The 20,253-nt window shown below is 71.7% G+C and carries 21 protein-coding genes; 12 read left to right on the top strand and 9 right to left on the bottom strand.

Translation table 11 applies throughout. The features are described from left to right. Positions 1–15 precede the first annotated feature (15 nt). Together FBZ33_RS30470 and FBZ33_RS30465 are read right to left on the bottom strand one after the other, a co-directional pair. Positions 16–1,587, bottom strand: a complete 1,572-nt coding sequence (locus FBZ33_RS30470) for a sugar transferase (RefSeq protein WP_185755540.1) — start codon at positions 1,585–1,587, stop codon at positions 16–18. 264 nt (positions 1,588–1,851) lie between these two features. Then, entirely contained in the window at positions 1,852–2,712 is an 861-nt protein-coding gene (locus FBZ33_RS30465; RefSeq protein ID WP_088950708.1) for an Fpg/Nei family DNA glycosylase, read from the bottom strand. A 164-nt stretch (positions 2,713–2,876) separates the two neighbouring features. Between FBZ33_RS30465 and FBZ33_RS30460 the strand changes: the two genes are divergently transcribed. Continuing rightward, on the top strand, positions 2,877–4,148 hold the full coding sequence (locus FBZ33_RS30460) for a glycosyltransferase (protein ID WP_141911833.1): 1,272 nt from the start codon (positions 2,877–2,879) through the stop codon (positions 4,146–4,148). 333 nt (positions 4,149–4,481) lie between these two features. Here FBZ33_RS30460 and FBZ33_RS30455 read toward each other — a convergent pair whose 3' ends face one another. The 5 genes from FBZ33_RS30455 to FBZ33_RS30435 form a co-directional block, all read right to left on the bottom strand. After that, positions 4,482–5,204 carry a CDP-alcohol phosphatidyltransferase family protein gene (locus tag FBZ33_RS30455; protein WP_141911831.1) on the bottom strand — a complete coding sequence of 241 codons (723 nt, stop codon included), beginning with the start codon at positions 5,202–5,204 and terminating at the stop codon, positions 4,482–4,484. Next, the gene (locus FBZ33_RS30450) at positions 5,179–6,246 is read right to left on the bottom strand and encodes an iron-containing alcohol dehydrogenase family protein (protein ID WP_141911830.1); all 1,068 of its coding nucleotides are present in this window, start codon (positions 6,244–6,246) and stop codon (positions 5,179–5,181) included. Before FBZ33_RS30450 ends, FBZ33_RS30455 begins: the two co-directional genes overlap by 26 nt. Next, positions 6,234–6,965 carry a sugar phosphate nucleotidyltransferase gene (locus FBZ33_RS30445; RefSeq protein WP_088950704.1) on the bottom strand — a complete coding sequence of 244 codons (732 nt, stop codon included), beginning with the start codon at positions 6,963–6,965 and terminating at the stop codon, positions 6,234–6,236. Before FBZ33_RS30445 ends, FBZ33_RS30450 begins: the two co-directional genes overlap by 13 nt. 79 nt (positions 6,966–7,044) lie before the next feature. Beyond that, the gene (locus tag FBZ33_RS30440; RefSeq protein ID WP_088950703.1) at positions 7,045–7,812 is read right to left on the bottom strand and encodes a hypothetical protein; all 768 of its coding nucleotides are present in this window, start codon (positions 7,810–7,812) and stop codon (positions 7,045–7,047) included. After that, positions 7,809–8,258 (bottom strand): NUDIX hydrolase, encoded by a 450-nt coding sequence (locus FBZ33_RS30435; protein WP_185755442.1) that lies wholly within the window; start codon positions 8,256–8,258, stop codon positions 7,809–7,811. The genes FBZ33_RS30440 and FBZ33_RS30435 overlap by 4 nt, the downstream gene beginning before the upstream one ends. Positions 8,259–8,371: 113 nt before the next feature. On the opposite strand from FBZ33_RS30435, the gene FBZ33_RS30430 reads away from it, so the two are divergent. The 4 genes from FBZ33_RS30430 to corA all read left to right on the top strand — a co-directional run bounded on the left by FBZ33_RS30430 (position 8,372) and on the right by corA (position 12,004). Further along, positions 8,372–8,767 (top strand): cyclic nucleotide-binding/CBS domain-containing protein, encoded by a 396-nt coding sequence (locus tag FBZ33_RS30430; protein WP_088950701.1) that lies wholly within the window; start codon positions 8,372–8,374, stop codon positions 8,765–8,767. 106 nt (positions 8,768–8,873) lie between these two features. Then, positions 8,874–9,332 carry an ester cyclase gene (locus FBZ33_RS30425; protein ID WP_141911826.1) on the top strand — a complete coding sequence of 153 codons (459 nt, stop codon included), beginning with the start codon at positions 8,874–8,876 and terminating at the stop codon, positions 9,330–9,332. Between the two features lie 106 nt (positions 9,333–9,438). Further along, positions 9,439–10,533, top strand: a complete 1,095-nt coding sequence (locus tag FBZ33_RS30420; RefSeq protein WP_088950700.1) for a PLP-dependent aminotransferase family protein — start codon at positions 9,439–9,441, stop codon at positions 10,531–10,533. A 322-nt stretch (positions 10,534–10,855) separates the two neighbouring features. Further along, positions 10,856–12,004, top strand: a complete 1,149-nt coding sequence (gene corA, locus FBZ33_RS30415; RefSeq protein ID WP_141911824.1) for a magnesium/cobalt transporter CorA — start codon at positions 10,856–10,858, stop codon at positions 12,002–12,004. A gap of 132 nt (positions 12,005–12,136) precedes the next feature. Here corA and FBZ33_RS30410 read toward each other — a convergent pair whose 3' ends face one another. After that, on the bottom strand, positions 12,137–12,949 hold the full coding sequence (locus FBZ33_RS30410) for a hypothetical protein (RefSeq protein WP_088950698.1): 813 nt from the start codon (positions 12,947–12,949) through the stop codon (positions 12,137–12,139). A gap of 84 nt (positions 12,950–13,033) precedes the next feature. Here FBZ33_RS30410 and FBZ33_RS30405 point away from each other — a divergent pair, with 84 nt between their 5' ends. Together FBZ33_RS30405 and FBZ33_RS30400 are read left to right on the top strand one after the other, a co-directional pair. Next, on the top strand, positions 13,034–13,564 hold the full coding sequence (locus FBZ33_RS30405; RefSeq protein WP_088950697.1) for a peptidylprolyl isomerase: 531 nt from the start codon (positions 13,034–13,036) through the stop codon (positions 13,562–13,564). Positions 13,565–13,664: 100 nt separating this feature from the next. After that, entirely contained in the window at positions 13,665–14,576 is a 912-nt protein-coding gene (locus tag FBZ33_RS30400) for a rhomboid family intramembrane serine protease (RefSeq protein WP_141911823.1), read from the top strand. A gap of 4 nt (positions 14,577–14,580) precedes the next feature. Here FBZ33_RS30400 and FBZ33_RS30395 read toward each other — a convergent pair whose 3' ends face one another. After that, positions 14,581–15,045 carry a PH domain-containing protein gene (locus FBZ33_RS30395; protein WP_141911821.1) on the bottom strand — a complete coding sequence of 155 codons (465 nt, stop codon included), beginning with the start codon at positions 15,043–15,045 and terminating at the stop codon, positions 14,581–14,583. A 76-nt stretch (positions 15,046–15,121) separates the two neighbouring features. On the opposite strand from FBZ33_RS30395, the gene FBZ33_RS30390 reads away from it, so the two are divergent. The 5 genes from FBZ33_RS30390 (at position 15,122) to FBZ33_RS30370 (ending at position 20,225) form a co-directional block, all read left to right on the top strand. Next, complete coding sequence (locus FBZ33_RS30390) at positions 15,122–16,294, top strand: acetyl-CoA C-acyltransferase (protein WP_141911820.1); 1,173 nt, start codon at positions 15,122–15,124, stop codon at positions 16,292–16,294. Between the two features lie 56 nt (positions 16,295–16,350). Beyond that, a complete protein-coding gene (locus FBZ33_RS30385; RefSeq protein WP_141911818.1) occupies positions 16,351–17,364 on the top strand; it encodes a phosphotransferase in 1,014 nt (337 codons plus the stop codon). A gap of 111 nt (positions 17,365–17,475) precedes the next feature. Next, a complete protein-coding gene (locus tag FBZ33_RS30380) occupies positions 17,476–17,988 on the top strand; it encodes a hypothetical protein (RefSeq protein WP_088950692.1) in 513 nt (170 codons plus the stop codon). An 85-nt stretch (positions 17,989–18,073) separates the two neighbouring features. Beyond that, positions 18,074–18,766 carry a response regulator transcription factor gene (locus FBZ33_RS30375; RefSeq protein ID WP_088950691.1) on the top strand — a complete coding sequence of 231 codons (693 nt, stop codon included), beginning with the start codon at positions 18,074–18,076 and terminating at the stop codon, positions 18,764–18,766. Continuing rightward, positions 18,759–20,225, top strand: coding sequence for a HAMP domain-containing sensor histidine kinase (locus tag FBZ33_RS30370; RefSeq protein ID WP_141911817.1), 1,467 nt, complete (start codon positions 18,759–18,761; stop codon positions 20,223–20,225). Before FBZ33_RS30375 ends, FBZ33_RS30370 begins: the two co-directional genes overlap by 8 nt. The last annotated feature ends 28 nt before the right edge of the window (positions 20,226–20,253 follow it).

Below are 20,253 nucleotides of genomic sequence, written 5' to 3'. Positions count from 1 at the left end.
CTGCGCGCCAAGCCCCTAGTACGCGCCCTTGCGGGCGAGCACCACGCCGACGGTGCGCCACAGGATGCTGAGGTCGTACGCCAGCGACCAGTTGTCGACGTAGTAGAGGTCCAGCCGGACTGACTCGTCCCAGGACAGGTCGGAGCGGCCGGAGACCTGCCACAGCCCGGTCATGCCGGGGCGGACCAGCAGGCGGCGGCGCACGTCGCCCAGGAAGTCGCCGTCGTCGGCCGGCAGCGGGCGGGGCCCGACCAGCGACATCTCACCCCAGAGCACGTTGATCAGCTGCGGCAGCTCGTCCAGCGAGGTGGCCCGCAGGAAGCGACCCACCGGGAAGACCCGCGGGTCCTGCTTCATCTTGAACAGCATGCCGTCGGTCTCGTTGCGGTCGACAAGGCTGGCCAGCCGGTCCTCGGCGTCGACGTACATGGTCCGGAACTTCCACACCCGGAACGTGCGCCCCTCGTGCCCCACCCGGGGCTGGCGGAAGAAGACCGGACCCCGGTCGGAGATCGTGATCGCCACGGCGATGCCCGCGAAGAGCGGGATCAGCAGCAGCAGGCCGAGACCGGCGGCGACCCGGTCCATCAGGTTCTTGGCCAGCAGCGCCGGCCCGGAGAGGGTCGGTTCCTCGACGTGCAGCAGCGGCAGACCCTCGATCGGCCGGATGTGCACCCGGGGGCCGGCGATGTCGGTCAACTGCGGTGCGACCACCAGGTCGACCCCGGAGCCCTCCAACTGCCAGGCCAGTCGGCGCAGCTCGCCCGGCTCGGCGCTGGCCGACCCACAGACGGCGATCGTGTCGCCACCGACCTCCCGGACCAGGGCGAGAACGTCGCGACCGGCATAGATCGGAACCGGGGTCGGCATGCCCCGGGCCGCCGCATAGCCGTCGGTGATGTGGATGGCGACGGGCACCAGCCCGGCGTTCGGGTTGCGGGTGACCGCCGCGTAGACCTCCAGGCACTCCGGCAGGGTGCCGACCAGCACCATCCGGTGAGCGGCCTGACCGGCCCGCCGCCGGATGTAGTGCAGCGCCCAGCGGGCCACGAACCGGCCCCAGAGGATCAGCAGCGCCGCACCGAGCAACGCCGTGCCCACGGTGAACCGGGAGAGCTGGGTCACTGTGGAGAAGGCGAGGAACGAGACGCTCGCGGCGACCGTCACCGCCGCCCGGATCACCCGCTTGAACTCGTCCGGGCCCAGCCCAAGGTAGCGCCGGTCGTACGCCCGGTTGCTCCAGAGGATGATCACCCAGCCGAGCGGGAGCAGCAGGTAGGACACCGTGTGGAACCAGGTCGGGTCCTGCTGGGTGCCGGAGAAACCGGAGGCGGCCTGGTCGAAGAGCTGGATCGCGATCCAGCTGGCGAACGCTGCCGCGCCGAAGTCGAGCAGCAGCAGGATCGCGATGTAGGGGCGGTGCCAACGGGAGACACGACGTCGCGCCCTGGTCCACGCCGATCGGGGGACGCCGTTGTGTGACGACGGCGTCGGCGGCTGGATCTCGAAGCTGTCGACGTGCCGCACGAGTTTGCTCCGGCCTTCGTTGGATACCGGGCGCTGGAGGCTTGCCGTCACCTCACCCATGTCCTCCCGCATGACACGGGCCGCTCACTCGCAGTGAGGGCCCGGGTCGCCCACCGTCCCAGTCTCCCACGCGGGCTCCGACCGGTCGCCGCCCCGAAGGAGATTGGCGACCGATGGTGCCGGCGGGATCTGGCCGGCTCCGCACCATTTCAGAAGCCGGGGACCGGGCCACTATACCGATGGATGCGCGCGTGGCCAGAATGGCGGACCGGAGCTTCCGCTCAGTAAGGGCGATTCCGCTCCGTAGTCGCCGAGTGGGGCTACTCACCGTACGAGACGGGACAACCGTCGGTCAGCGAGCGGCTTGCCGCCGGTCTGGCACGTCGCGCAGTACTGAAGGCTCGAATCGGCGAACGACACCTCACGCACGGTGTCCCCGCACACCGGGCAGGGCAGCCCGGTGCGGGCGTGCACCTTCAACCCGGACCGCTTCTCGCCCTTCAGCTCCGCCGCCCGCTGACCGAGGGACCGCTCGACCGCGTCGCCGAGGACCTGCCGGGTGGCGGCGTGCAGGGTGGCGATCTGGTCGTCGGTGAGCCGGTTGGTGATCGCGAACGGGGACAGCTTCGCGGCGTGCAGGATCTCGTCGGAGTATGCGTTGCCGACCCCGGACAGCACCGACTGGTCGGTCAGCACCCCCTTGACCTGCCCCCGCCGGCTCCGCAGCCGCTCGGCGAAGGTGGGCAGGTCCGCGGAGAGCGCGTCCGGGCCCAACTTGGCCACCCCGGGCACCGTCGCCAGGTCGTTGACCAGGTACGCGGCCAGCTTCTTCTGGGTGCCGGCCTCGGTCAGGTCGAAGCCGGACCCGTCGTCGAGGCGTACGCGCACCGCGATCGGGCCCTTGCCGGGACGCAACGGGGTGGTGGACGGGAACGCCTCCCGATAGTGCAGCCAGCCAGCCCGTGCCAGGTGCACCACCAGGTGCAGGTCGCCCTCGAAGAGCACGTCGAGGAACTTGCCGTGCCGGCTGGCATCGACCACCGCTCGACCGGCAACCGCTGTCGGTGCCGGTTCATACGTTTTCAGGGCGCTGATCGCGGCGATCTCCAGCCGGTCGACACGCCGCCCCACCGCGCGCTGTCGCAGGTAACCCGCGAGCGCCTCAACCTCCGGTAGCTCGGGCACGACACAACGGTAGCCTTCTTTCCGGTGAGCATGCGGAATCAGCTCGCGAGTCCCTGTCGCGAGCGCGAGGCGTGAGCCTGCGAGCCCCGCAGACGTGATCTAGCGAGCCTTCGCGCAGGCGGGGGGCAGAAGCCGGCACGGCCGGGAACGAAAGGCAAGGCTCCGTGAAAATCGTGGTGGCGCACAACCGGTACCGGGAAGCACAGCCCTCCGGCGAGAACACGATCGTCGACTCGGAGATCGCCCAGCTGACCGCCGCCGGCGTCGAGGTGCTGCCGTTCATCCGCAGTTCGGACGAGATTCCGTCGATGTCGAAGGTGGCGAAGGCGCTGCTGCCGATCTCGCCGATCTGGGCGCCGCGCGCCCAGCACGACCTGAGCCGACTGCTCACCGAGCACCGACCGGACGTTCTGCACCTGCACAACCCGTACCCCCTGCTGTCGCCGTGGGTGGTGCGGACCGCGCACCGCCACGGCGTGCCGGTGGTGCAGACGGTGCACAACTACCGGCAGGTCTGCTCCTCGGGGATCTACTTCCGCGACGGCGTGATCTGCCAGGACTGCAAGGGCCGGGCGCTGGGTGTGCCGGCGATCAAGCACCGCTGCTACCGCGACTCGGCGGCCCAGAGCGCGTTGATGGCGACCACCCTTGCCGTGCACCGGGGCACCTGGCGCTCCGTCGACCGGTACGTCGCGCTCACCTCGGCGATCGCCGATCACCTCCGTGACTACGGCATACCGGACGAACGGATCGTGGTGAAGCCGAACTCGGTGCCCGACCCGGGCCGGCCGACGCCGCTCGGTGACGGGTTCCTCTACATGGCCCGGCTCTCCCCGGAGAAGGGCGTCGACCTGCTGCTGGACGCCTGGCGCCGGCACCCCGTGGGTGCGCTGGGCACGCTGCGCATAGCGGGCGACGGCGAGCTGCGCCCGCTCGTGGAGGCAGCCGCCGCCGAGCGGGCCGACGTCGTCTACCTCGGTCAACTCGACCGTGCCGGGGTGCGGGCCGCCGTCGAGGCGAGCGCGGTGGTGATCGCCGCCTCCATGTGGCACGACGTACTGCCGACCGTGATCATTGAGGCGTTGGCCAGCGGCCGGCCGGTGCTCGGCACGGCGTTGGGCGGCATCCCCTACCTGGTCGGAGCCGACGCCCCGCACGAGCCCGCCGGCACCGGCCCGGCGCAGGTCGCCTCCGCCGTCGCCGGCGGTGGTGGTGGGTCGCCGATGCCGGACGGGATCGGTCTGGGCGATGCCGGCTGGGTCGTCGCACCGGAGCCCGCCGCGCTCGCCGCCGCCCTGCCCGTCGCTCGGGCCGGCGCCCCCGGGCTGGCGCTGACCGCCCGCGCTCGCTACGAGCGCACCTTCCACCCCGACGTGGTCACCAAGCAGCTCATCGACATCTACGCGGGCGTAGCCCGCAACCCCAACCACGTCTGAACCGCCGCACCTGACGCTCCCGCGTCCCTGACGCCTCCGCGTGCGCCGTGGGCGTGTGCGTCGTGCGCTGGCGTCCGCGTCCGGCCTGGCGCCGCGCCGCGCCGCGCCGCGGAAGCGGGCGGGCGGATCTGCCGGCAAGATCCGCGCAACATCAGGGATGTTGGGGTCTCCCGCGAGCCCGAGGCAGCAACTTCGGGGAAGTTGGGTCGATCTTGCGGGCGTGCGGCGTGCGGGCGTGCGGCGTGAGGGCGAGCGGGCCGACGGCGCGAGCGGCGCGCCTGTGCGGGCGAGCGGCGCGGGTGGCTCGTGCGGACGCGTTCTGGGCGGTGGCGGTCAGCGCAGGGAGGCGCGGGCGGAGAAGGCGATGCTCGCCAGCAGGAAGCCGCCGTTGACGATGGTGAACGCGACCATCACCCAGAGCACCAGCGCGGGCGCCACGGCCAGCACCAGGGCGGCCACGAAGATCACCGCGCCGTAGTCGCGGATCAGCTTCACCACGCGGACCGGCAGCGAGGTCGAGGTGACCATGCTGGCGGCGTTCGGGCCAGCCTGCATCACCGAGGTGACCAGGTTGACCATCCAGGTGCCCGCGAAGGTCGCCACCAGCCAGGTCGGGGTGGAGGGTTCCTGCGCCACGGCGGTCGCGGCGAGCGCGGCCACCAGGGCGATCTGCGCGGCCACGTCGCAGAGGATGTCGATCCGGGCGCCGGCCGCGCTGCCCTGGCCGGTCACCCGGGCCAGCTGCCCGTCGGCGCAGTCCAGGGAGTACGCCACCTGCCAGCCGATCAGGGCGAGCAGGCCGACCGCCCAGGCCGGTACGTCGCCGTCGGCGACCGGGCCGGCGAGGGCCACGATGGTGACCGAGGTGGCCAGCCCGAGCACCAGGTTGCTGATGGTCAACGCGGTGGGGCGCAACCCGAGCCGCTGGGCGACCAACGCGAAGACGGCCCCCAGCCACTGGCTGATCGACTCGCTGAACAGGCCGCCGCCCCGGTTCACCCGGTGGAAGTCGGCGACGGTGGGACGGGGGTCAGCCAAGCTGGTCGCGGATTGCACCGGCGTAGTCTGCCAGCCGCTCCCGCGTCTCGGTAGGCGACAGCGCCAGGTGCTCCAGGATCGTGTAGCGGTCCGGCCGGGTACGCGGCGCGAACTGCACCGCCTCGACGAACTGGTCGTCGGTGAGCGCCACCTCGGCGGGGAGCCGGGGCAGACCGTGTCGGGCGAGGCAGGCCGACATCTCCCCGAACCGGCGCAGGTCCCCGCGCAGCCAGGTGCAGAACAGCGCGCCCAGCCCGGCCAGCTCGCCGTGTGAGGCGGTGCCGGGGAAGAGCGAGTCGACCGCATGCATGATCTCGTGGCAGCCGCCGCTGCACGGACGGCTGGTGCCGTCGACAGCCATCGCCAGGCCACTGGAGATCAACGCCTCGGCGAGGACGATCACGAAGGCGTCGTCGCTCATGTCGCCCGGGTGGTTGAGCACCGCCTCGGCGCCCGCTCGGGAGAGCGAGGCGGCCAGCCCGTCGACCGGTTCACCGCGTACCTGCCGGGACAGCTCCCAGTCGGCCAGCGCGCTGATGTTGCTGATCACGTCGCCGATGCCGGCCCGGTTGTGCCGGTCCGGGCCGCTCTCCACGAAGTCCAGGTCGACGATCACCCCGATCGGGATGTGGACGCCGTAGGAGCCCTTGATCCCGTCGGTGATCAGGCTGGCCACCGGGGAGGCGATCCCGTCGTTGGCGAGGCTGGTCGCCACCGACACCATCGGGAGGCCCCGACGGGTGGCCGCGTACTTGGCCACGTCGATGGTCTTGCCGCCGCCGATGCCGACGACCGCGTCGTACGACCGGGCGCGGAGTTTGCCGCCCAGGTCGTCGGCGGCGTCCAGCGTCCCGCCGGAGACGGTGAAGACGTCCGCGGAGCGCAGCGACGGTCGGATCAGCTCCGCGATCTGGGCGCCCTGACCCGGGCCGACCACCACCGCGACGTCGCCCCCGGAGGAGATTCGCCCGTCGGCCAGGATCGCGCCCAGGTCGGCGACCGCCCCGCGTCGCACGTCGATGTGCAGCGGGGTGAGGATGCTCCGAGCTAGTAGCGGCACGCGATCTCCCGCGCGCGGGCCAGGTCGGCGTGGTTGTCGACCTCGACCCAGGGGACGTCACCGATCGGCGCCGCCCGCACCTCCCCGCCCCGGTCGGAGAACTCCTGGTAGCCGTCCTCGTAGTAGAGGTTCGGGTCCCGTCGCCAGGTCGCCTCCAGCGCGTCGGCGAGGGCGTCGGCGACCTGCGGCTCGATGAGCGTGGCGCCGATGTACTCCCCGTACGCCTCGCCCGGGTCCATGATCTTGGTGATCCGGGTGAGCTGACCGGCGGCGTCGAAGGTGGTCTTCATCTCCTCCTCGGCCAGCGGCTTGAGGGTGTCCACTGCGAGCAGGATGCCCGGGCCACGCTCGGCGAGCAGGGTCTTCTCCACGCTCACCGGGTGCACGGTGTCCCCGTTGACCAGCAGCACCCCGCGCGCGAAGTATTCCCGGGCCAGCCAGAGCGAGTAGGCGTTGTTCCACTCCTCGGCCTTGTCGTTGTGCACCAGGGTGATCGTCACCCCGTACCGCTTCTCCAGGTCGGCCTGCCGCTCACGGACCGCGTCCGCCGCGTAGCCGACCACGATCACGACGTCGGTGAGCCCGACCTCGGCGAGGTTGCCCAGCGCGATGTCCAGGATCGTGGTCTCGCCGTCCACCGGCACCAAAGCCTTGGGCAGGGTGTCGGTGTACGGGCGCAGCCGGCGTCCCGCTCCGGCCGCGAGCACCATTCCGATCATCGCGACATCCTCCCTTGTCCTGCTCCCCGTCATCGCTGGAGGATAGCGCCGCTTGGTCGGGCCGCTGTGGTCAACCGGGTCAGCCGGGCAACGCCGCCAGGTCAGCGAGCATCGTCAGTCGCTCCTCCGCGCCAAGAGCGGCGTACGGGCCGGCCGCCCGTCGGTCGGTCTCCAGCTCGATGGCGGTCCGCTCGGGGCCGGCCGGTAGGGCGGCGACGCTCGATGCGGTGTGCCCGGCGGCTTCCCAGGCTGCGGCGTGCGCGTCGGCCCGGTGGTATCGCAGCGTGCCGAGCCGGTTGAGCAGCAGCACGCCCGACGGGATGCCGTCCGGCTCGTGCGGGGGTGCCATCGCGGCGAAGGCGGAGCCGCCGCGGTCACCGGCCTCGTCGGCCAGCACCAGGGCGTACGACAGCAGCCGGCCGAGGGCTGCCACCAGCCGTGACACCCGTTCGCCGTGCCCGGCCCACAGTTCCTCGGTGACCTCGGCGTGCACCTGGTACAGCTCGGTGAGGAAGGCCGCTCCCCGTTCGGTGGCGGAGAGTGTGCCGTCCGGGCCGCGGTGGAGCATCCCGTACGCCACCTGCTTGTCCACCGTCCGCCGGCAGACGACCGGGTCCTGGTAACGGGTGATGGCCGCGAACCCGGGCCCGTCGACAGTGCCACCGGGTGCCGCGAGTCGGGTGCGCAGGTCGACCAGGAAGCCGGTCGCCGCCACTCCTCCGTACCGCTGGGACAGAACGGCTCCGCCACCGTCGCGGCCGGCCAGCATGCCGGCGCGGAAGGCCCGGTCCACGGCCGGGGCGAGCAGCCCGGCGAACCGGTGCGGCGCCAGCTCGACGGTGTTCACAGACCGATCGACCGCAGGACGGCGAAGCCCTCTTCCGCGATCCACCGGATCAGCCCGTCGTTGACGTGGCGGTGCTCGTCCAGCACTGTCACCTCGTCCTCGGCCAGCCAGCGGTATTCGGTGTGCTTGCCGGCCTCCAACCTCGGGCGGTCGAGGTCGCCGTCGACGCGGACCAGGAAGTCGTACTCGATGCGGGCCAGGCCGTCGTCGCCGACGTAGCGGTACTCGCCCACCTGGCCGAGGACGTGCGAGAGGACCCAGCCGGTCTCCTCGGTGATCTCCCGGCGCAGCGCCTCGTCGATGTCCTCGCCGGGGTCCAGGTGGCCGCCGACGATGTCCCAGCAGTTGGGGAAGAGGCGCCGTTGGGGTGAGCGGCGCTGAAAGAAGATGCGGCCGTCGTGGTCGACGATCAGCGCGCCGGCGCAGCGCAGGGGCTCGGTGGACACCGCTCGACAGTAGCGAGCGTCCGCTGTTGCCCCGAGGCTCGGTCTTGTCCCGGAAACATCCACGGACGACCATGTCGGTACCGGATGCCACCGTCCCAAGGGAGTGATGTGTGATGCAGGTACGGGATGCGATGTCCAGCCAGGTCCTCGTCGTCGGTCCGGAGCACACGCTCCGCCAGGCGGCCCGGATGATGTCGGCCCGCGGTGTCGGGTCGGCGGTCGTGATCGACCCGGACTCCGAGGGCGTCGGGATCATGACCGAACGCGACGTGTTGAAGGCAATCGGCGCCGGCCTGGACTGTGACGTGGAACGCACCGGTGCCCACCTGACCTGGGACGTGGTCTACGCGGGGCCGGAGTGGACGGTGGCCGAGGCCGCCGCGGCGATGGCCCGGGGCGGGTTCCGGCACCTGGTGGTGCTGGACGGTCGGGAGGTGGCCGGGGTGATCTCCGTGCGGGACATCATGCGGGTGTGGGCGGAGGATCAGGCCGCCGTCTCCACGACCTGACCGGGCCGGGGCCGGAATCTCGGCCCGCGCAGGTGTGCGTGCCCGGATAGACGGGTAGGGATTCCTCGCGGGCGCGGAGATGCCGTGGCCCGCGGGGGAGGTCCCGATGCGCGACGCGGAGCGGCTGGTCGAGCAGCAGTACGCCATGCTCCTGCGTCGGGACGTGGCCCGTCTACCGGATCTCTACGCCCCGGAGGCGTTCTACGCCATGCCGGGCGTGACGGTCCGTCCGATCGAGCTGCCCGCACTCCTGCGCACCTGGACGGGCGCCTTCCCGGACCTGCGGGTCGACCCGCTGGGCGCGGTTCGCACCGGCAGTGGCGCCGCCGTCGAGCTGCGTCTGACCGGCACCCACACCGGCACGCTGCATTCGCCGTACGGCACCGTCGCTCCCACCGGCCGGCTGGTGAGCTGGGAGGTGGCCGACGTGGTCCGGGCCCGCAAGGGTCGGATCACCGCCTGGCGCTCCTACTTCGACTGGAGCCAGCTCCTCGACGCGCTCGGCGTGCAGTTGGAGGGACTTTCCCGCGCGGCGCACCACGACGCGCTCGCCCTTCCGGTCTGATCTGTCGCCGACCGGTGGAGTCGGGTCACCCGTCCCGGTGGCTCAGGATGCGGACATCGCCGTGCCGTCCGCGCGTCCCCCATCGCCGCCCGTACGCTCAACATCCATGACCGCCGAGCAGTTGATCTCCTTTGCCCGTGGGGCTCCCTCGCTGGACATCGTCGATGTCGAGGGGCTCAAGGCCGCCGCCGTCCGCGCCTTCGACGCCGACCCTGCGGGGGTCACGGCGTACGGCACCTCCGTCGGTTACCTTCCGCTGCGAAAGTGGATCGCCGAGAAGCACGGGGTGGAAGCCAACCAGGTGCTGGTCACCAACGGGTCGCTTCAGGCCGACGCGTTCCTCTTCGACCACCTGGTCCGCCCGGGCGACGCGGTGGTGGTGGAACGCCCGACGTACGACCGGACGCTGCTCAACCTCCAGCGGATGGGCAGTGAGCTGCACGGCATCTCGGTCCAGCCGGACGGCCTGGACACTGCCGAGCTGCGCAAGCTGCTGGAGTCGGGGGTCCGACCCCGGCTCGCGCACGTGATCCCGAACTACCAGAACCCGGCCGGTATGACGCTCTCGGAGGGGAAGCGTCGGGAGTTGCTCGACCTTGCCGCCGAGTACGAGTTCACGATCTTCGAGGACGACCCGTACGCGGACATCCGCTTCCGTGGCGAGGCGCTGCCGTCGATGCTTTCGCTGGACACCCGCAACGTGGTGGTGCACGCGTCGAGCTTCACCAAGACGGTCTGCCCGGGTGTCCGGGTCGGTTATCTGGTCGGCCCGGCGGACCTGATCGCCGACATCGCCAAGAACGCGACCAGCCTCTACATCTCGCCCGGCATGGTGTCGCAGGCGATCGTGCACCAGTTCTGCGTCTCCGGTGACATCGACCGCTCGATCGAGACGGTCCGCGCGGCGCTGGGTGAGCGGGCCCAGGTGCTCGCCGAGTCGTTGCGCCGGCACCTGCCGCAGGCGCGCTTCGTGGAGCCCGACGGCGGCTACTTCCTCTGGGTGGAGTTCCCGGAGGACGTGCTGGTCGACAGGCTCGCTCCGGCTGCCGCCGAGCGTGGGGTCGCCGTGGTCAAGGGCAGTGACTTCGTGCTGGACGGTGGGCAGCACGCCCTCCGGTTGGCCTTCTCGGCGGTGACCGCCGACCGGATCGACGAGGGTGTCCGTCGCCTCGCGGAGGCCGTCGAGGCCGTCCGCGCCTGAGTCAACTGTCGGGTTCCTGACAGAACGACGATGCTGGCCGTCCCGGGACTCCCGTCCGGGGCGGCCGGCGGCCCACAATGCTGCGAGCGTCGCCCGTGATGTAGCGGAGATCACTGCCCGGCCTCCGGGCCGGCCCCCCATCTCGGACGATGCGGCAGCACAACCTCCCGCCCCCACCGGTGTCGGATGGGCCGTGTCGTCCCCGCACACCCCCCGATGCGGCCCGGCCCACCCGCACCACCCCACGCGACCGCCGTCACAGATGTCCTCGACCGCAGTCGGCGTAGCCTGCAAGCCGCAGCCGAGCGTGGGAGGTGACGCGATGACGGATCGCACAGAGCGGGACCGGACGGCGTCGTCCACCCCCGGTCGGGTGTTGCGACCTCGGGCCTGGCCCTCCCCGGTCCGGGCGATGACCCGGATCCTCAACGCCGACGGCTCGCCGCCCGTACCGACCCCGACCGGCACCGACCGCAGCTCGGTGGTCGACTGCGCGCTCTACGTCGACGGCAAGCGGCAACCCGGCGAGTGGACGTACGCGGACGCCCTGGCGGCGGCCCGCCGCGAGGAGCACGGCTTCGTCTGGCTCGGTGTGCACCAACCGGAGCTGGCCGAGATGACCGCCATCGCGGAGACCTACGGTCTGCACGAACTCGCCGTCGAGGACGCCGTCAAGGCGGAGCAGCGCCCCAAGCTGGAGCGGTTCGGCGATGTCGTCTTCCTGGTGCTGCGTACCGCGAGGTACTGCGAGCACGCCGAGCTGACCGAGAACTCCGAGGTCGTGGAGACCGGGCAGGTGATGCTCTTCATCGGCCCGAACTTCGTGATCAGCGTCCGGCACGGGGACGCCTGCCGGCTCGCCCCGATCCGCGCTGACCTGGAGACCAAGGAGGATCTGCTGCTCCAGGGCCCGTGGGCGGTGGCGTACGGGGTGACCGACCGGGTGGTCGACCTCTACCTGGAGGTGGCCGACCAACTCGAGGACGACCTGGACATGCTGGAGGCCGAGGTCTTCGACCGCCACAGCCATGGGCGGATCCAGCGGATCTATCAGATGAAGCGGGAGCTGGTGGAGTTCAAGCGGGCGGTGGTGCCGTTGCAGCGGCCGCTGATGACGCTGACCTCCCAGGTCAACCGGGACGTGCCCAAGGAGATCCGCCGCTACTTCCGGGATGTGCAGGACCACCTGAGCCGCACCGTGGAGCAGGTCAACTCCTACGACGACCTGCTGAACTCGATCCTCCAGGCGCGGCTCGCCCAGGTCACCGTCGACCAGAACAACGACATGCGCAAGATCGCCGCCTGGGCCGGTATCGCCGCGGTGTGGACCGCCATCGCCGGTATCTACGGGATGAACTTCGACAACATGCCCGAGCTGAAGATGACGTACGGCTACCCGGTGGTCCTGGCCATCATGCTCGGCATCTCGCTGGCCCTCTACCGCTGGTTCCGCCGCAACGGCTGGCTCTGACCGCCGGGGGCGGAAGCACCCGCTCTGCCACCTGACCGCCGCTCACGCGGGGGCGCGGCGAGCGCTGGCACGCGACAGCGCCGGCGAGCGGGGTGACCCCGCTGCGCCGGCGCTCGATGCGTTGTCGCTGGGTCAGCGACGGCCGTTGGTGCGGGCCGTGTCCTTGCCCAGTGCCTTGGTGAGGTCGTCGGTCGGCCGGCCGGAGACGTCCGTGGCACCCTCGGCGACCGAGGGGACCTTGTCGGTCGGCCGGACGCTGGTCTGCTTGGCCGTGCCGGTGGTGCTGGCGCTGCTGCCGCCGGCCACCGCCGAGCTGCCGGCACCCGTCATCCCCGCCGCACCCGTCATCCCCGCCGTACCGGTCATGGCGGACCCGCCGGTCATCGCGGACCCGTCGCTCCCCTTGGTGGCGGACGGCGTGCGCACCTCGATCGAGTCGACCTCGTCGCGCATCGGGTCCAAGGTGCGGGTCGGGTCGTACTCGGCCCACTCCTGCTGCTCGCGGCGACGGCGCATGGCCACCGCGCCGGCCACGCCGGCGACGACACCCGCTGCCAACAGGCCGGTCATCATCGAGCCGCGACGACGCGGCTGCTTCTTCTTACCGGTGATCCGCATGGTCTTCGACTTGGCCTTCCTGGTCAGCGGCCCTGCCTGCGCGGCGCCGTCACGGGCCGCCGCGGCCAGCGGTGCCAGCGTGGTGAGTGTCGTCCCCCAGCCGGTCGACGCGCGGTCGCGCACCTTCACTGCGGTCGGTGCCACGTAGCCCCGGGCCACCTGGACCCGCGGACCGACGGTTGCGCCAGCGCCCTTGGCTGCGTGGTTGGCTGCCTGCATCAGGTGGCTGATGCTCTGGTTCAGCTCGGCCTTGGCCAGCTGCCCCTGGGACTTACGCCGCCCGAATCCAAACACGGTCCTACCTCCTGGGAGTTGTTCCTTCGTCATCCTCCACCTTCGGATGCCTCCGCGATGCCAGATCGGGCACATGGGAGGATCCGCATGGAACTGACCAACAAGTGAGGAGTACCCGTGGCCGAGGCTGTCTACGCCACCCTGCACACCAACGCTGGCCCGATCCGGCTGGAGCTCTTCCCGAACCACGCGCCGAAGACGGTCCGCAACTTCATCGACCTGGCTGAGGGCAACCGGGAGTACACCGACCCGCGCACCGGTCAGCCGGGCAGTGGGCCGTACTACGACGGCACCATCTCGCACCGCGTGATCAGCGGATTCATGGTCCAGATGGGCGACCCGACCGGCACCGGCCGGGGCGGACCGGGCTACAAGTTCGCGGACGAGTTCCACCCGGAGCTGCGCTTCGACCGGCCGTACCTGCTGGCGATGGCGAACGCCGGACCGGGCACCAACGGTTCGCAGTTCTTCATCACCGTGTCGCCGACGCCGCACCTCAACAACCGGCACACCATCTTCGGGCAGGTCGCCGACGAGCAGTCGGTGAAGGTCGTCGACTCGATCGCCAGCACCCCGACCGGCCCGAGCGACCGTCCGCTCCAGGACGTCGTCATCGAGCGGGTCGAGATCGAGCGGTCTGCTTCCTGACCAACGGGCGAGGTACCTTTGCTCGCATGATTGAGCGCTCCGGAGCACCGCACCGGCCTGCGCCGGTGGTTCGCGCGGCGGTGGACGGAGGGTCGGCCCGGTGAGCGAGTCTCCGCCGACCACCCCGGTCTGCTATCGGCATCCCGGCCGGGAGACCTATGTCCGGTGCAGCCGCTGCGACCGGCCGATCTGTCCGGACTGCATGCGCGATGCGTCGGTCGGGCACCAGTGCCCGGAGTGCGTCAACGAGGGTCGTCGCAGTGTCCGGCCGGCGCGTACCGCCTTCGGTGGTGGTACGGCCGGCCGGCACGGCTATGTCACGAAGACCCTGATCGCGGTGAACGCACTGCTCCTGCTGCTCTCCATCGCCTCGGCCCGGGGTGGGGACGCGGCGATGGGGGGCTCCGGTTTCGGCGGCCTCATGGGTGGCAGCACGCCGCTGACCGAGTGGGGTGCGGTGCTCGGCCGGGCGTACCTGTCCGACTACACGCTCGGTGGGATCGCCGAGGGCCAGTGGTACAGGCTGGTCACCGCGATGTTCCTGCACTACGGCGTGCTGCACCTGCTGCTCAACATGTGGGCGTTGTGGGTGCTCGGTCGGTCGCTGGAGGCCAACCTCGGGCGGGTCCGTTTCGCCGCGCTCTACCTGATCGCCGGTCTGGGCGGCAACGTGGCCGCCTACCTGTTCAGCAGCCCGCGGGCCGCCACCGTCGGGGCGTCGACAGCCGTGTTCGGTCTCTTCGCCGCACTGATCATCATCGAACGCAAGCTGGGTCGGGACATCTCCCGGATCATCCCGATCCTGGTGATCAACCTGGTGTTCACGCTGGCGGTGCCGGGCATCTCGATCCCCGGGCACCTCGGTGGGCTGGTCGTCGGCGCGCTGATGGCGTTGGTGCTCGCGTACGCGCCGCGTGGCCGGCGGACGCTGGTGCAGGTCGCCGGCGCGGCGATCATCCTGGTGGTCCTGCTCGCGCTCGTGCTCTTCCGGACCGCCCAACTGCTCGGCTGACAGCTCAGGGGTTCGGGCGGGCGGCACGCAGTGCGGTGGCGACCTCTTCCGGGTTGGCTCCCAGGTCGTAGCGGCCGAAGAGGTGCAGCGAGTTGCCCGCGTCGATCTCCAGGGTCTCGCTGGTCAGCCCCAACCGTGGCCGACGGTCGACGGTGATCGCCTCGACCGTCGACCAGGGCAGCAGCCGCCGGCCCGCGAACCCGTGGATGACGGTGAGCCCCGCCGGGTCCACCGCCAACCGGACCGGCACGACCAGGTCGCGTACCGCCCAGACGGCCACCGTCACCGCGGCCAGGACTGCCACCACCAGGCGGACCGGGTCGCCGTCGGCGAAGAGCAGCCCGAGGGCGACGAGCAGGACGGCGCCGGCCAGCTTCGCCGCTGGCAGACTCGACGGCACTCGCCACTGCCGGGCCCCGGTGATCTCATCCACCCGCCCAGCATGCCAGCGGCCGTCGGATTCCGGCATCTCGTGATGGTGGGGCCGGACGGTCGGTCCTGGGACGACGTAGGATCGGGACAGCCCAAGTTACCGGGGAGTAAACATGAGTGACGCGGTCATCGTCGGCGCGGTACGTACCCCGGTCGGGCGGCGCAAGGGCAGCCTCGCCAGCGTCCACCCGGTCGATCTCTCGGCGCACGTGCTGCGCGCCCTCGCCGAGCGCACCGGGCTCGACCCGGGGCAGGTCGACGACGTCTTCTGGGGCTGCGTGTCCCAGGTCGGCGAGCAGTCGTGGAACATCGCCCGCAACGGCGTGCTCGCCGCCGGCTGGCCCGAGACGGTCCCCGGCACGACGCTGGACCGGCAGTGCGGCTCCAGCCAGCAGGCACTGCACTTCGCCGCCGCGACGGTGCTCTCCGGCCAGGCTGACCTGGTGGTCGCTGGCGGGGTGGAGTCGATGACCCGGGTGCCGATGGGTTCCAGTGTGGCCGGCGGCATGCCGTTCAGCGACCAGCTCCGGGACCGTTACCGGGGTGTCGAGGGCTTCGCCGACGACGCGCCACTGCCGTTCAACCAGGGCGTCGGTGCCGAGCTGATCGCCCGGCGGTGGCGCCTCTCGCGCACCCAGCTCGACGAGTTCGCGCTGGCCAGCCACGAGAAGGCAGCCGCCGCACAGGACGCTGGCGCGTTCGACCCGGAGCTCACGCCGGTGCCACTCGGCGATGGTGGCAAGTTCGCCGCCGACGAGGGCATCCGCCGGGACACGACCCTGGCCAAGCTCGGCGAGCTGGCCACGCCGTTCCGTGCCGACGGCGTGGTGACCGCCGGGTCCGCGTCCCAGATCTCCGACGGCGCCGCGGCCCTCGCGGTGACGACATCCGAGTGGGCCAGCCGGCACGGCCTTCGGCCGCTTGCCCGGATCCACACCGCCGTGGTCGCCGCCGACGACCCGGTCACCATGCTCACCGCCCCGATCCCGGCCACCGCGAAGGCGCTGCGCCGCGCGGGGCTGGGCATCGAGGAGATCGGTGTGTACGAGGTGAACGAGGCGTTCGCCCCGGTGCCACTGGCCTGGCTGGCCGAGACCGAGGCGGACCCGGAGCGGCTCAACCCGCGTGGTGGGGCGATCGCACTCGGTCACCCGCTCGGCGGCTCCGGTGCCCGGATCATGACCACGATGCTCCAGCACATGCGGGACAACGGGATCCGCTACGGCCTGCAGACCATGTGCGAGGGCGGCGGAATGGCCAACGCCACCATCGTCGAGCTGGTCTGACACCGCTGGGGAAAACGCCTCGCCCCGGCCAGGGAGGGCCGCCTAAGGTGCCCAGCGTGACGACGATCGCCGGTGAGCGTGCCCCCGACTGGTCCAGTGAGCAGTGGCAGGTGCGGGCCCGGTCCTGGGTCGACGCGCGGCTGAGCCAGGCCGGCCGGCGGGTGACGGGTCTGGTGGAGCCTCGGGTGCGCCCGTGGTCTCTGGTCTGGCGGGTGCCCACCGACGACGGCCCGGTCTGGTTCAAGGCCAACAACCCCGGCACCGTGCACGAGGCCGCCCTGATCGCGACGCTCGCCGAGCTGACACCGGAACGGGTGCTGACACCGATCGCGGTGGACCCGGGGCAGGGCTGGTCACTGCTGCCCGACGGCGGCGAGTCGTTGCGCGACGTGCTGGCGCGCGACCCCGATCTGGCGCACTGGGAGCGGGCACTACCCGGCTACGCTGCGCTCCAACTGACCACCGCGCCGCGCGCCGACGAACTGGTCGCGCTGGGCGTGCCGGACCACCGCCCCGAGGTGTTGGCCGGGCTCCTCGCCGAGCTGCTCGACGATCGCGAGTCGCTGCTCATCGGTGCCGAGGGCGGGCTCAGCCCCGACCTGCACGAGCGGCTGCGGGCGGAGCTGCCGTCGTACGCCGAGCGGTGCCGCCGGCTCGCCGACATCGGCATCCCGGCCACCGTGCAGCACGACGACCTGCACGACGACAACGTCTTCGCGGGCCCGGACGGCTACCGCTACTTCGACTGGGGCGACGCCTCCGTGGCGCACCCGTTCGGCACGCTGCTGGTGACTCTGCGGTCCATCCGGCACGCGAAGAAGCTGGCGGCCGACGACACGGGGTTGGCGCGGCTGCGCGACGCCTACCTGGAGGCGTGGACCGACCGGTACGACCGCCGAACCCTTGTCGAGGCCGCCGACCTCGCGATCGGCCTGGGGCCGGTGAGCCGGTCGTTGTCGTGGCGGCGAGCCCTGGACACCGTCGACGAGTCCCGTGCCGAGTACGCCGACGCGATCCCCGGTTGGCTGGAGGAGCTGTTCGCCGCAAGCCCTCTTCAACCGGACTCCTGACCACAATCCGTCCAAGTCGGAAGTCGGACAGGCAGTGCGACCCGCGGCGTGGAACTTCCAAAAAACCCGCGTGACCCACGTCACCCCGCCGAAGACGTCGTTGGGCAGGTCATGGACGTCTTCTCCCGAACGTTCCTTCCGGCCGCCGCCGAGGCTGGCCTGGCCGTGCAGACCGTGAGCCGGCACATGCCGGTCTTCCGGCGCTGCGTCGGCTCCGGTGACGCCACCATCCTGGTCACCCGTTGCAGCCGCCCCGACCGCCCGGTCACCGGCGACTATCTGCTGCTGCTCACCCACCGTCGACTGGTGGTCACCCAGCAGACCCGACTACTGCACCGTCTGCGCCTGCATCTCAACACCGAGTTGCGCGAGCTGAGCAACGTCACCTGGAGCCCGGACCCGCGACTCCAGTCGGTCGAGATGGCGGCCACCGCGATCGACGGGATCCGCGAGCGGTTCCTGATCCGCACGAGTCACCCGAAGCAGGTCTGGCAGCTCGACGCGCTGCTCAACCATGCCTTTCGGACCCGCCTGCGGGTGCCCCGTGAGCGCATCCTCGCCACCATCGGTGACGCGCCGGCCGCCGCGCGGCCCAACGCGTTCCGCCCCGCCGTGGTGAGCTGACGCCTGACCGGGCTTTGCGTCGCCTTTACCTGACTCGAACACGCACCGATCGCGCCGGGTCCACCGGGTCGGCAATCATGGGCCGGTGACCGTCGAACCGCCGCACCGCGGGCTCGTCCTCGTGGTCGAGGACGAGCCGGCCATCGCCGACCTGGTCCGGCTCTACCTCACCCGGGACGGCTTCGGCGTCCACCTGGAACGGGACGGTGCGGCCGGCCTGAGCGCCGCCCGCCGGATCCGCCCGGTGGCCTGCGTCCTGGACATCGCCCTGCCGGGCCTGCCCGGCACCGAGATCTGCCGCCAGCTGCGCGAGGCCGGCGACTGGACCCCGGTCATCTTCCTCACCGCCCGCGACGACGAGGTCGATCGGATCGTCGGCCTGGAGTTGGGCGCCGACGACTACGTGACCAAGCCGTTCAGCCCCCGGGAGCTGGTAGCCCGGGTGCGCGCGGTGCTGCGTCGCTCCGCTGGCGGACCAGAGGGCGCGGACCGGCAGCGCGTCGTCGGCCCGGTGACGCTCGACCCGGCCCGCCGAACGGTCACCGCCGCTGGCGCACCGGTGCAGCTCACCTCCACCGAGTTCGACCTGCTGGCCCATCTGATGGCCCGGCCCGGTCGGGTCTTCACCCGGGAGGAGCTGCTGGCCGGGGTCTGGGGGTACGCGGCGCACGCCGGCACCCGCACGGTCGACGTGCACGTCGCCCAGGTGCGGGCGAAGCTCGGCCCGGCCAGCGTGATCCGGACCCACCGAGGCGTCGGGTACGCGGTCGATGCCTGACCAATCCGGGCGCGCCGGGTCGCCGACCATGTCGCTGCCGGTGGTTGGCACCTCCCCACCCGCCGCACCTCGACGCGGCGGCCTCGGCCGTACGCTCACCGCCCGTGCGGTGCTGGTCACCTGCGCGGTGGCGCTGGTGTCAGTGCTGGTCACCGCGATCGTGGCGGTGCCGTTGGCGATCCGTGGCGCAGAGCGACGCGACCAGGAGGCGCTCGCCGCGCAGGCCCGGCTCGCCGCCGAGGTGCTGCGCACCCGCCTGGACCGGGGTCGCAGCGCCGACGAGGAGCGGCTCATCCAGCAACTGCGCAACCAGGGCATCGACGCGTACCTGATCCGGCGCGGAGCGGTCGACCGGCCGGGTCTGCCACCTCGGGTGGTGCAGCGAATCGGGCAGGGGCGCAACGTGTCGGTCCGGCGCGTCGTCAACGGCGAACGTGCCCTGGTCGAGGGCCGGGCGCTCGCCAACGGCAACGGCGTGGTGCTGTCCCGCCCCTCGGCGAACGGGTTGTGGGCCCGGGTGCTGCTGAGCCTCTGGTTACCGCTGCTGGCCGGGTTGGCCGCCGGCGTGGTGGCCGGGTTGCTGCTGGCCCGCCGGCTGGCCCGGCCGATCCGCGTCGCGGCCACCGCAGCCGCCCGCCTACGCGCCGGCGACCGCGCCGTCCGGGTGCCGGTCGAGTCACCGGACGAGGTCGCCGACCTGGCCGAGGCGTTGAACGGTCTGGCCGGTGCGCTGGCCACCAGTGAGGGGCGGCAGCGGGAGTTCCTGCTGTCCGTCTCGCACGAGCTGCGCACCCCGCTGACCGCGATCCGGGGGTACGCCGAGGCACTCGCCGACGGGGTGCTCGGCCCGGACGACACCGTCGACACCGGTCGGACGATGCTGGCTGAGGCCCAACACCTGGACCGGCTGATCGGGGACCTGCTGGCGCTGGCCCGGCTGGAGGCCGCCGACTTCCCGCTCGAACCGGTGCCGGTGGACCTCACCCAGTTGGCCGTTGACGCGGAGCCGACCTGGTCCGGCCGGTGCGCGGCGGTGGGCGTGCCGTTCCGGTTGGAGACGCCAGGTCAGCCGGTGCCCGCGTACACCGATCCGGGGCGAATCAGGCAGGTGCTGGACGGGTTACTGGAGAACGCGCTGCGGGTCGTACCCCCGGGGTCGCCGGTGGTGCTCGCGGTCCGGGCGGCGGGTGCGGACCCGGCCTCCGGCGGTGAGCTGGAGGTCCGGGACGGCGGGCCCGGCTTCACCGACGACGACCTGGCGGTGGCGTTCGAACGCGGGGCACTGCACCAGCGTTACCGGGGCGTGCGCAAGGTGGGCAGCGGGCTGGGGTTGGCGCTGGCCGCCGGCCTGGTCCGCCGGCTGGGCGGGGAGATCGCCGCCGGGCACGCGCCGGAGGGCGGTGCCGCCTTCACGGTCCGACTGCCCGGCGATCCTTACCTGGCTCGAACATCGGCCTGACGCTCCGCTCGCCCTCGACGGAGATGCT

Origin of the sequence: Micromonospora sp. A202 (assembly GCF_006715105.1) — a bacterium.
GTDB lineage: Bacteria > Actinomycetota > Actinomycetes > Mycobacteriales > Micromonosporaceae > Micromonospora > Micromonospora zamorensis.
Note: the sequence above shows the minus strand (reverse complement) of the source record. Positions and strands in the feature narration are given on the sequence as shown.

Coding starts and splice junctions, on each gene's coding strand:
- FBZ33_RS30470 (WP_185755540.1), bottom strand. CDS start 1,587: ATGGGTGAGGTGACGGCAAGCCTCCAGCGCCCGGTATCCAACGAAGGC.
- FBZ33_RS30445 (WP_088950704.1), bottom strand. CDS start 6,965: ATGATCGGAATGGTGCTCGCGGCCGGAGCGGGACGCCGGCTGCGCCCG.
- FBZ33_RS30430 (WP_088950701.1), top strand. CDS start 8,372: ATGCAGGTACGGGATGCGATGTCCAGCCAGGTCCTCGTCGTCGGTCCG.
- FBZ33_RS30425 (WP_141911826.1), top strand. CDS start 8,874: ATGCGCGACGCGGAGCGGCTGGTCGAGCAGCAGTACGCCATGCTCCTG.
- FBZ33_RS30420 (WP_088950700.1), top strand. CDS start 9,439: ATGACCGCCGAGCAGTTGATCTCCTTTGCCCGTGGGGCTCCCTCGCTG.
- corA (WP_141911824.1), top strand. CDS start 10,856: ATGACGGATCGCACAGAGCGGGACCGGACGGCGTCGTCCACCCCCGGT.
- FBZ33_RS30410 (WP_088950698.1), bottom strand. CDS start 12,949: ATGACGAAGGAACAACTCCCAGGAGGTAGGACCGTGTTTGGATTCGGG.
- FBZ33_RS30395 (WP_141911821.1), bottom strand. CDS start 15,045: ATGCCGGAATCCGACGGCCGCTGGCATGCTGGGCGGGTGGATGAGATC.
- FBZ33_RS30390 (WP_141911820.1), top strand. CDS start 15,122: ATGAGTGACGCGGTCATCGTCGGCGCGGTACGTACCCCGGTCGGGCGG.
- FBZ33_RS30380 (WP_088950692.1), top strand. CDS start 17,476: ATGGACGTCTTCTCCCGAACGTTCCTTCCGGCCGCCGCCGAGGCTGGC.
- FBZ33_RS30370 (WP_141911817.1), top strand. CDS start 18,759: ATGCCTGACCAATCCGGGCGCGCCGGGTCGCCGACCATGTCGCTGCCG.